Source organism: Tardiphaga sp. (assembly GCF_025356345.1).
Classification (GTDB): Bacteria; Pseudomonadota; Alphaproteobacteria; order Rhizobiales; family Xanthobacteraceae; genus Tardiphaga.
The window spans coordinates 1-8,552 of the sequence record NZ_JANXTC010000261.1 but is presented as its reverse complement, the minus strand read 5'-3'; the positions used below and the strand labels follow the sequence as shown (position 1 = coordinate 8,552).

The 8,552-nt window shown below is 65.6% G+C and carries 10 protein-coding genes; 8 read left to right on the top strand and 2 right to left on the bottom strand.

Going from position 1 to position 8,552, the window contains the following annotated elements; translation table 11 throughout:
* Positions 1 to 474, bottom strand: a 474-nt coding sequence (locus Q0S16_RS16055; RefSeq protein ID WP_295849998.1) for an RNA methyltransferase PUA domain-containing protein, incomplete at its 3' end; no start/stop codon positions are given.
* 193 nt (positions 475 to 667) lie between these two features.
* On the opposite strand from Q0S16_RS16055, the gene Q0S16_RS16050 reads away from it, so the two are divergent.
* Both Q0S16_RS16050 and ubiA read left to right on the top strand, forming a co-directional pair.
* The gene (locus tag Q0S16_RS16050; protein ID WP_295849997.1) at positions 668 to 1,357 is read left to right on the top strand and encodes a hypothetical protein; all 690 of its coding nucleotides are present in this window, start codon (positions 668 to 670) and stop codon (positions 1,355 to 1,357) included.
* 7 nt (positions 1,358 to 1,364) lie between these two features.
* Positions 1,365 to 2,300 carry a 4-hydroxybenzoate octaprenyltransferase gene (gene ubiA, locus Q0S16_RS16045; protein ID WP_295849996.1) on the top strand — a complete coding sequence of 312 codons (936 nt, stop codon included), beginning with the start codon at positions 1,365 to 1,367 and terminating at the stop codon, positions 2,298 to 2,300.
* A gap of 16 nt (positions 2,301 to 2,316) precedes the next feature.
* On the opposite strand, the gene Q0S16_RS16040 is transcribed toward ubiA, so the two are convergent.
* Entirely contained in the window at positions 2,317 to 2,841 is a 525-nt protein-coding gene (locus Q0S16_RS16040) for a DUF6101 family protein (protein WP_295849995.1), read from the bottom strand.
* A 283-nt stretch (positions 2,842 to 3,124) separates the two neighbouring features.
* Here Q0S16_RS16040 and Q0S16_RS16035 point away from each other — a divergent pair, with 283 nt between their 5' ends.
* The 6 genes from Q0S16_RS16035 to lpxK form a co-directional block, all read left to right on the top strand.
* Positions 3,125 to 4,525 (top strand): TldD/PmbA family protein, encoded by a 1,401-nt coding sequence (locus tag Q0S16_RS16035; RefSeq protein ID WP_295849994.1) that lies wholly within the window; start codon positions 3,125 to 3,127, stop codon positions 4,523 to 4,525.
* A complete protein-coding gene (locus Q0S16_RS16030; protein WP_295849993.1) occupies positions 4,512 to 5,321 on the top strand; it encodes a 3'(2'),5'-bisphosphate nucleotidase CysQ in 810 nt (269 codons plus the stop codon). The genes Q0S16_RS16035 and Q0S16_RS16030 overlap by 14 nt, the downstream gene beginning before the upstream one ends.
* 59 nt (positions 5,322 to 5,380) lie before the next feature.
* Positions 5,381 to 5,623, top strand: coding sequence for a DUF4170 domain-containing protein (locus Q0S16_RS16025; RefSeq protein ID WP_295849992.1), 243 nt, complete (start codon positions 5,381 to 5,383; stop codon positions 5,621 to 5,623).
* Entirely contained in the window at positions 5,620 to 6,333 is a 714-nt protein-coding gene (locus tag Q0S16_RS16020; protein WP_295849991.1) for a lysophospholipid acyltransferase family protein, read from the top strand. Before Q0S16_RS16025 ends, Q0S16_RS16020 begins: the two co-directional genes overlap by 4 nt.
* Entirely contained in the window at positions 6,326 to 7,630 is a 1,305-nt protein-coding gene (locus Q0S16_RS16015) for a 3-deoxy-D-manno-octulosonic acid transferase (RefSeq protein ID WP_295849990.1), read from the top strand. Before Q0S16_RS16020 ends, Q0S16_RS16015 begins: the two co-directional genes overlap by 8 nt.
* Positions 7,623 to 8,552 (top strand): tetraacyldisaccharide 4'-kinase (gene lpxK, locus Q0S16_RS16010; protein WP_295849989.1); only part of this gene is annotated, 930 nt, incomplete at its 3' end. The genes Q0S16_RS16015 and lpxK, both read left to right, overlap by 8 nt.

The window sequence follows — 8,552 nt, the reverse complement described above, 5'->3', positions numbered from 1 at the left end:
GGCGCGAGCATCAGCGGCGCGGTTGTCGACAACGCGATCGCAGGCGCCGCCGAGCCGGCGATCGTTCGCGGCCTCCACCGCGTTGGCGCCCATCCGCTCGAGATTGACCCGGCTGACCTGGGTGAAGCGCGTCATCACCGGCTGCAGCGCCGCCGCCCCCATCTCGATCGCCTTCTGCACCATGTAATCGAGCCGGGCGTGCTTCAGCGGCGCGAACACATAGGTGACGTCCGGCAACCGGTCCTGCGGCCGGGTCTGCGCCAGCAGCGTCAGGCGATCCGGTCGCTTGCCGCCGGCGATCGCCGCCTGCCACTCGCCGTCGCGGCCGTTGAACACCAGCACCGAGGCCCCGGCGCCAAGGCGCAGCACATTGCCCAGGTAATTGCTCTGGTTGCGGTCGAGTGCCAGCGTGGCATCGGCGGCCAGCGGCGCATCGACGAACAGGCGCGGGCTGCGAGAATCGGCTTGCGGCATGAATCACGTTTCCGTTGAGGTGGGCTGCTTTAGCGCAGCTGCGACGATTTATCAGTGTTTTTCGCGGTTTACGCCGCGCTGCCGCCAGATTCCACGGGTTGTTAAGCGCTGGCGACAATCGTAAAAAGCCCTGAATCGGGATCAGCTTCGTCCCAAAGCGCTCGGGGCAGGTAAGCTTGTCGGAGGAATATCTGTGATTATCCGTCGTTGGATTGTGCCGCTGACCATGGCCGTCTTTGCCATGCAGGCCCTCGAAGTTCATGCCCAGGGGGCGTTTCCCGCGCCCTTGCCAAGCGGGGCGGCGGCGCCCGCCAGTGCTTCGCCATTCCCGCCCGTCAATGGCGGCGGAGGATCGGCGTTTCCGCCGGTCAACGGCACCCCTTCCGCGCCCAGCGCCTTTCCATCGACCGGCGCGCCTCCGGTCGGCGGCGGCTTTTCACAGCCGCAACCGCAGCAGGCCGGCCCGCCCGGTGGCGACGATTGCATGAAAGGCTTCCTGCCATTGCGGCAGGAGGCTGAAAAGCGCGGCGCTGCGATCAAGGCGGCGAGCGAACGCAAGGCCCCGCCCGAAGAGGCCTGCAAGCTGATCAGCGCGTTTTCGCAGGTCGAGGTCCGGATGATCAAATACATCGAAGGCAACGCGCAGAAATGCGGCATTCCGGCCGCGGTCGGCGATCAGATGAAGACCGGCCACAAGAATACCGAAGGCATGCGGCAGAAGGTCTGCGGTGTCGCCAGCCAGCAGCAGCAGCGCGGGCCCGCCGCGCCGCGCCTCAGCGACCTGCTGGGGTCGTCGGCGGCGCTGCCGGAGGCCTCGACCGGCGCCAAGAAGAGTGGCGGTACCACCTTCGATACGCTGAACGGCAACGTGCTCGCGCGATGATAGCGCGATGAGCGACGCGGCCTCCCGAGTTGCGGACGCGACCGATAACTGGGTCGACCGCGTCGCGCCGCTGTGGTCGCGACCCTATCTGCGGCTGGCGCGCTTCGATCGTCCGATCGGATCATGGCTGCTGCTGATGCCGTGCTGGTGGTCGGCGGCGCTGGCCACCGGCATCGCCCGCGATACCGAGCAATTGCCGCTGATGCTGGGGCTGTTCTTCATCGGCGCCTTCGTGATGCGCGGCGCCGGTTGCACCTGGAACGACATCACCGATCGCGACCTCGACGCCAGGGTCGAGCGCACCCGTTCGCGGCCGATCCCGGCCGGTCAGGTCAGCGTCAGGCGCGCCGCGTTGTTCCTGGTGCTGCAGGCGCTGATCGGCTTCATGATCCTGATCCAGTTCAACGGCTTTGCGGTTCTGACCGGCATCGCCTCGTTGCTGATCGTCGCGGCCTATCCCTTCATGAAGCGTATCACCTATTGGCCGCAGATCGTGCTTGGCCTCGCCTTCTCATGGGGCGCACTGATGGGCTTCGCGGTCCAGTTCGGTCAACTCGATGCGACGGCCTTGTTGCTGTATGCCGGGTCGATCTCCTGGGTGATTGGCTACGACACCATCTACGCGCACCAGGACACCGAGGACGACGCGCTGATCGGTATCAAGTCGACGGCGCTGCTGTTCGGCGCGCGCACGCGACCCGCCCTGATGGCGTTCTACGGCGTCGCTGTGCTGCTGATTGGTGCGGCGCTGGCGCGCGCCGGCGCGCATGAGCCGGCCTGGCTCGGGCTCGCGGCGTTCGCCACGCATCTGGTCTGGCAAATTACCCGCGTCGATATCCGTGACCCCATTCTCTGCCTGCGCGTGTTCAAATCGAACCGTGATGCGGGGGGACTGCTGCTGGCCGGATTACTGGTCGACGCGGTGATGCGGGCGGCGGCTTAGGCCGCCTTTGGCAAGATCAATCCCGCGCGATAATCTCGCGCTCGCCGTGATACATACCGGCCGCGTTGAGCAGCGCGCCGGGACGGCGACGTACCAGGAATTTGGGGCGGCGTTCGCGAATGGCGTTGCGGCGGCGGCGGCGCATGGCGGGTTCGCGGATGATTTCTTCCGGTAGTTGCGGAAGCGCGAAGATCTCGCTCCACATCTGCCACGCGGTATCGATCTCGACGCGATCGGCGCTGACACATAACGGGATCGACAGCGCCGGATCGCGATGCGCTAGTACCAGCGTCTTGGCATCGTCGAGGCCGCGCAGGGCGACGCCGAGAAAGTCGCTGACGCGGACGTTGATCGCCATTCGCATGCCGCGCACGGCGCGGTGCAGCACGACGCGTTCGCGGTGCAGTTCGATATGCCGGACACTGCCGTCGGCGCGCTGGTCATGCGCGTCGAAGCGGACCGGTAGCGAGTGGGGGTCGAGCCGCAATGCGCTGCTCGACCCTTCGGGATTTCTCCCGCCTGTTACTGTTTGATGCCTCACGGCTTTTATCTCCCCGCCGAAATTATGCTTTCGGTCGATGGGGAGAGGATGCCAGAGCGGAATCGGAAACCGCTTAAAAAGGCTGGTTAATCGAATCCGATCGACCTTGCTTCCGTCCGCATGATTGACGGAAGCTTGGCAGACATGATTGACGAGACCTTGCCGGAGCCTTGAAATTCTTTAGCTTTTCGGGCTCCGAATGCTTGAAGTCGCTGTCAAATAAGCACATCTCTTGACCAGGCCGTCTGGCTGCCAAACTCTTCAATTGCCCGGGATTTTGTTCGTGATTTCTTCACCAATCGCTTCATCGCCTGCTTCGTTGAAATCCGCCAATGCCGACCTGTTCGATCAGTCCGCGCTGTCGACGCTGGCGCATCGCCTCGTCGAGGCCGCGAAACGGGCCGGCGCCGATGCCGCGGATGCGGTTGCCGTGCGCGGCGTGTCGCATGGTGTCGAGGTGCGCGACGGCAAGGTCGAGGCTTCCGAGCGCTCCGAGGGCGACGATGTCGGCCTGCGGGTATTCGTCGGCAAGCGCCAGGCGGTGATCTCCACCAATGATGTGTCGGGCGACAACGTCGCCCAACTCGCCGAGCGCGCGGTGGCGATGGCCCGCGTCGCGCCTGACGACCAGTATGTCGGTCTCGCCGATATCGAATTGCTGGCGCGCGACTTTCCGCAGCTCGATCTGCTCGATCCGGTAACGCCGTCGGTCAAGGAGTTGGAGCGGCGCGCAGTCGAAGCCGAGCAGGCCGCGCTGGCGGTGAAGGGCGTGACGAAGTCGTCCGGCGCCTCCGCCTCGACCGGTATCGGCGGCATGGTGCTGGTGACCTCGACTGGCTTCCAGGGCGCCTATCTGCGCTCGAGCCAGAGCATTTCGGTAACCGCCATTGTCGGCGACGGCACCAATATGGAGCGCGATTACGCCTACACCTCGGCGCCGCATGCGTCCGATCTGGATTCGCCGGCCGAGATCGGCAAGCTGGCCGGCGAGCGCACCGTGGCGCGCGCCAATCCGCGCAAGGTCGCCAGCTGCAAGGTGCCGGTGATTTTTGATCCGCGCGTCTCCAATACGCTGGTCGGCCATATCGTCGGCGCGGCCAATGGCGCCTCGATCGCGCGGAAGACCAGCTTCCTCAAGGACAGTCTCGGCAAGCAGCTATTCAACAAGAACATCCGCATCATCGACGACCCGCTGCGGGTGCGCGGGTTGCGCTCGCAATCCTTCGACGCCGAGGGCGTCGCGGTCAGGAAGACGGCGATCATCGACGGCGGCGTGTTGACGACCTGGCTGTTGGATTGTGCCACCGCGCGCGAACTCGGCATGACCACCACCGGCCATGCGCATCGCGGCGTGTCGTCGTCGCCGTCGCCGGGGGCCTATAATCTGCACATGGAAGCGGGTGAGCCGACCCCGGCCGAGCTGATCGCCGATATCAAGGAAGGCTTTTACGTCACCGACCTGATCGGATCCGGCGTCAACGGCGTCACCGGTGACTACAGCCGCGGTGCCGGCGGGTTCTGGATCGAGAACGGCCAGCTGACCTATGCGGTCAGCGAGATCACCATCGCCGGGCACCTGTTCGAGATCTTCAAGTCGATGCAGCCAGCCAACGACCTCAGCTTCCGTTATGGCGTCAACGCGCCGACCATCCGCGTCGAAGGCCTGACGATTGCCGGACGCTGACGCCTCGCGCGCCGATCGGCTGACCCGCGACGCCGACCTGCTGGAGCGGACGGTGCGCGATGCCGGGGCGCTTGGCCTGTCGATGTTTCGTACCGAACTGAAGATGTGGACCAAGGCTGGGTCCTCACCGGTGTCGGAGGCGGACATCGCCGTCAACGACCTGATCCAGACCCGGCTACAGGCGGCGACGCCTGATTATGGCTGGTTGTCTGAGGAAAGCGCCGACGATGAAATCCGGCTTGGCAGGCGTCTGACCTGGATCATCGATCCGATCGACGGCACCCGCGGCTATCTCGCCGGCCGTGAGGACTGGTGCGTCAGCGTGGCGCTGGTGGAGGATAACCGGCCCCTGCTGGCGGCGGTGTTCGCGCCCTCCAGCGATGAATTCTTCTTTGCTGTCCGCGGCCAAGGCACCACCTGGAACGGTGCGCGGATTACCGCGGCGCCGGGAGCCGGGCTGGATTTCCCCCGTATCGCCGGGCCGAAGCCGCTGGTCGAGCGTCTCGCCCCGGCGCAGCAGGAGATCATGCTGTATCCACGGATCGGATCGCTGGCGCTTCGGCTGTGCTGGGTGGCAAATGGCAAGCTCGACGCCGCTTTCGCCGGCGGCCAGAGCCGCGACTGGGATCTCGCCGCGGCGGATTTGATCGTCCACGAAGCGAATGGTAGAATGAGCGAGCTTTCCGACGAACCAATCCTCTATAACCGCCAGGAAGTCACGCACGGGTTGCTGGTGGCTGCGGGGACCGATCGTCATGCCCACATCGTTGAGCAATTTCGCAATCGCCGGTTCTGATCCGTCGCGACCCATTCAAATCATCTGACAACAGCCGGGCAGCTGTAGGAAAAACATTGATGTCGGACGCGCAGCAATTGCTTCATCTGGTCGTTGGCGGCGAATTGGCCGACCTGAAGGGCACCACCTTCAAGGATCTGAGCCAGGTCGAGACAGTGGGTTATTACCCGAATTACGCCTCGGCCTTCGCCGCATGGAAGGCGAGGGCGCAGCAGACCGTCGACAACGCCCACATGCGATATTTCATCGTCCACCTCCATCGTTTGCTCGATCCAGGTCAAGACTCGAAGCCTGCCAGTTGAAACGACTGCTTCGCAACACGCTGCGCAGCAGCTGGGTTCAGCGCGCCGCGGGCTTCATCGCGGCCGAATTTCTGCGGCTGGTGTGGAAGACCAACACTTTCACGCTCGATCCGCCTAATGTTTATGACATTGTCGAGCCCGAAATGCCGGTCATTCTGGCATTCTGGCACGGCCAGCACTTCATGACGCCGTTCATCAAGCGCAAGGATTACAAGGGCAAGGTGCTGATCTCGCGGCACCGCGACGGCGAGTTCAACGCGCTGGCCGCGGAGCGGCTGGGCATCGGCACCGTTCGCGGCTCCGGCGACCATGGCGGCGCATTTCACCGCAAGGGAGGCGTCGGCGCCTTCAAGGAGATGGTGCGGGTGCTGGAGCAGGGCATCAACATGGCGCTGACCGCCGACGTGCCGAAGCGCTCGCGGGTGGCCGGCATGGGCATCATCATGCTGGCGCGCGAGAGCGGTCGGCCGATCATGCCGTTCGCCATGGCCACCAGCCGTTTCGTCCAGCTCAAGAATTGGGACCGCACCACCATCAACCTGCCCTTCGGTCGCGGCATATTGGTCGGCGGCGAACCAATCAGCGTGCCGGCCGATGCCGATCAGGCGATGATGGAGACATTGCGGGCGAGGCTGGAGGCGACGCTGAACGATGCCACGCAGCGCGCTTATATTGCCATCGGCCGGCCGGAAAGCGCCGGTCATGCCTAAATCGCTGCCGATCACGCTGCGCGTCTATCGCCGAATAGCCGCGGTGCTGGCGCCGCTGGCCCCGATCCTGATCCAGCGGCGGCTGAAACAGAACAAGGAAGATCCGGCGCGCCTCGGCGAACGTCGCGGTTTGACGACAGCCGCGCGCCCCGTGGGACCGCTGGTGTGGATTCACGGCGCCAGCGTCGGCGAGGTGCTGGCGGCGGCAGCCCTGATCGAGCGGCTTCGCGCCCTCAACATTCGCATCCTGCTGACCTCCGGCACGGTAACCTCGGCGGAGATCGTCGCCAGGCGCTTCCCGGCCGATATTATCCATCAATACATCCCGTTCGATTCGCCGCGCTTTGTCGGCCGCTTTCTCGATCACTGGCGGCCCAGCCTGGCGCTGTTCATCGAATCCGACCTGTGGCCGAACCTGATCCTGTCCGGTTTTGCGCGGCGGATGCCGATGGTACTGATCAACGGCCGGATGTCGCCGCGCTCGTTTCCGCGCTGGCAGAAGATGTCGGCGACCATCGCCGCGCTGCTCGGCCGCTTCGATATTTGTCTGGCGCAATCCGATAATGATGCTGACCGCTTCGGCGCGCTCGGCTCGCGCAATGTCGTCGTCACCGGCAATCTCAAGCTCGACGTGGCGGCGCCGCCCGCCGATCCGGCGAAGCTTGAACGGCTGATCTCGGTGATGCGCGGCCGTCCGGTGATCGTGGCATCGTCCACCCATGCCGGCGAAGAGGAAATCCTGCTCGAAACCCACCGGGTGCTGGCCGGCTTCTTTCCGTCGTTGCTCACGGTGATCGTGCCGCGCCATGCCCATCGCGGCGAGGCGGTAGCCCGGATGATCGCCGCGACCGGCGCGCAGGTCGCGCTGCGGTCGCGCGAGGAATTGCCGACCGCGCTGACCGATATCTATGTCGCCGATACCATGGGCGAGCTCGGCCTGTTCTACCGGCTGTCGCAGGTCATCTTCATGGGTGGGTCGCTGGTGCCGCATGGCGGGCAGAACCCGATCGAGGCGATCAAGCTTGGCGCCTCCATCGTGCATGGCCCGCACGTGTTCAATTTCGCGGATGTCTACCAGACGCTGGATGGCGCCGGCGGCGCCTGGCAGGCCCATTCGTCGGAGCAACTCGTCAAGCAGCTTGGCCACATGCTCGGCAATGAAGCGGCGCGCAGCGCGTCTGTTGAGGCCGCCGAACAGGTGGTGCTGCGGCTCGGCGGCGCGCTCGACCGCACCATGGCTGCGCTGGAGCCGTATCTGCTGCAGATGCAGCTGGAAATGGGCCAGGTCGATGCGTGAGCCGGCGTTCTGGCGGCGGCCATCCTCGTGGCTGTCGCGGCTGCTGATGCCGCTCGGCGCCGTCTATGGCGAGATCGCCGGCGCGCGGATGGGACGCCAGGGCGTCGTCGTCGGCATTCCAGTGCTCTGTGTCGGCAATTATCACGTTGGCGGCGCCGGCAAGACACCGACCACGCTGGCCCTGGTCGCGCTGCTGCGCTCGATCGGCGAAACGCCGGTGGTGCTGAGCCGCGGCTATGGCGGCCGGCTGCGCGGCCCGGTCAAGGTCGATGAGACGAGGCACAGCGCCGCCGATGTCGGCGACGAACCGCTGATGATGGCGCGGCAGGTGACGGTGGTGATCGCGCGCGACCGCGTCGCCGGCGCCGCGCTGGCGCGATCCACCGGCGCCAGCGTCATCGTGATGGATGACGGTTTTCAAAATCCCGCGGTCGCCAAGGACGCCTCGATTATCGTGATCGACGGCGACCGCGGCCTCGGCAATGGCCGCGTGCTGCCGGCCGGGCCGCTGCGGGCACCGCTCGATCTGCAGGTCGCGCGCACCGACGCGCTGGTGGTGGTGGGTAACGGCGTGGCGGCGGCGGGCGTCGCCGCGATGGTGGCGGGCAAAGGAATCCCGGTGTTGACCGCGTGGCTGACGCCGGATGACATCTCGCTGGCGGCCTTGCGCGGCGAGCGCGTGCTGGCGTTTGCCGGCATCGGCGATCCGGATCGCTTCTTCCGCACGCTGCGCGGTGCCGGGGTGGACGTGGCCGTCGAAAAGGCCTTCGCCGATCATCACGCCTATGGTGCCGCCGAGATCGATGCGCTGGTCACGCAGGCGACGCGTGACGGGCTGATGCTGGTGACCACGGAGAAGGACCTGGTCAAACTGCGCGGCATGCCGGCGGCGGCATCCATCGTGCCGTTGGCGGTCACGCTG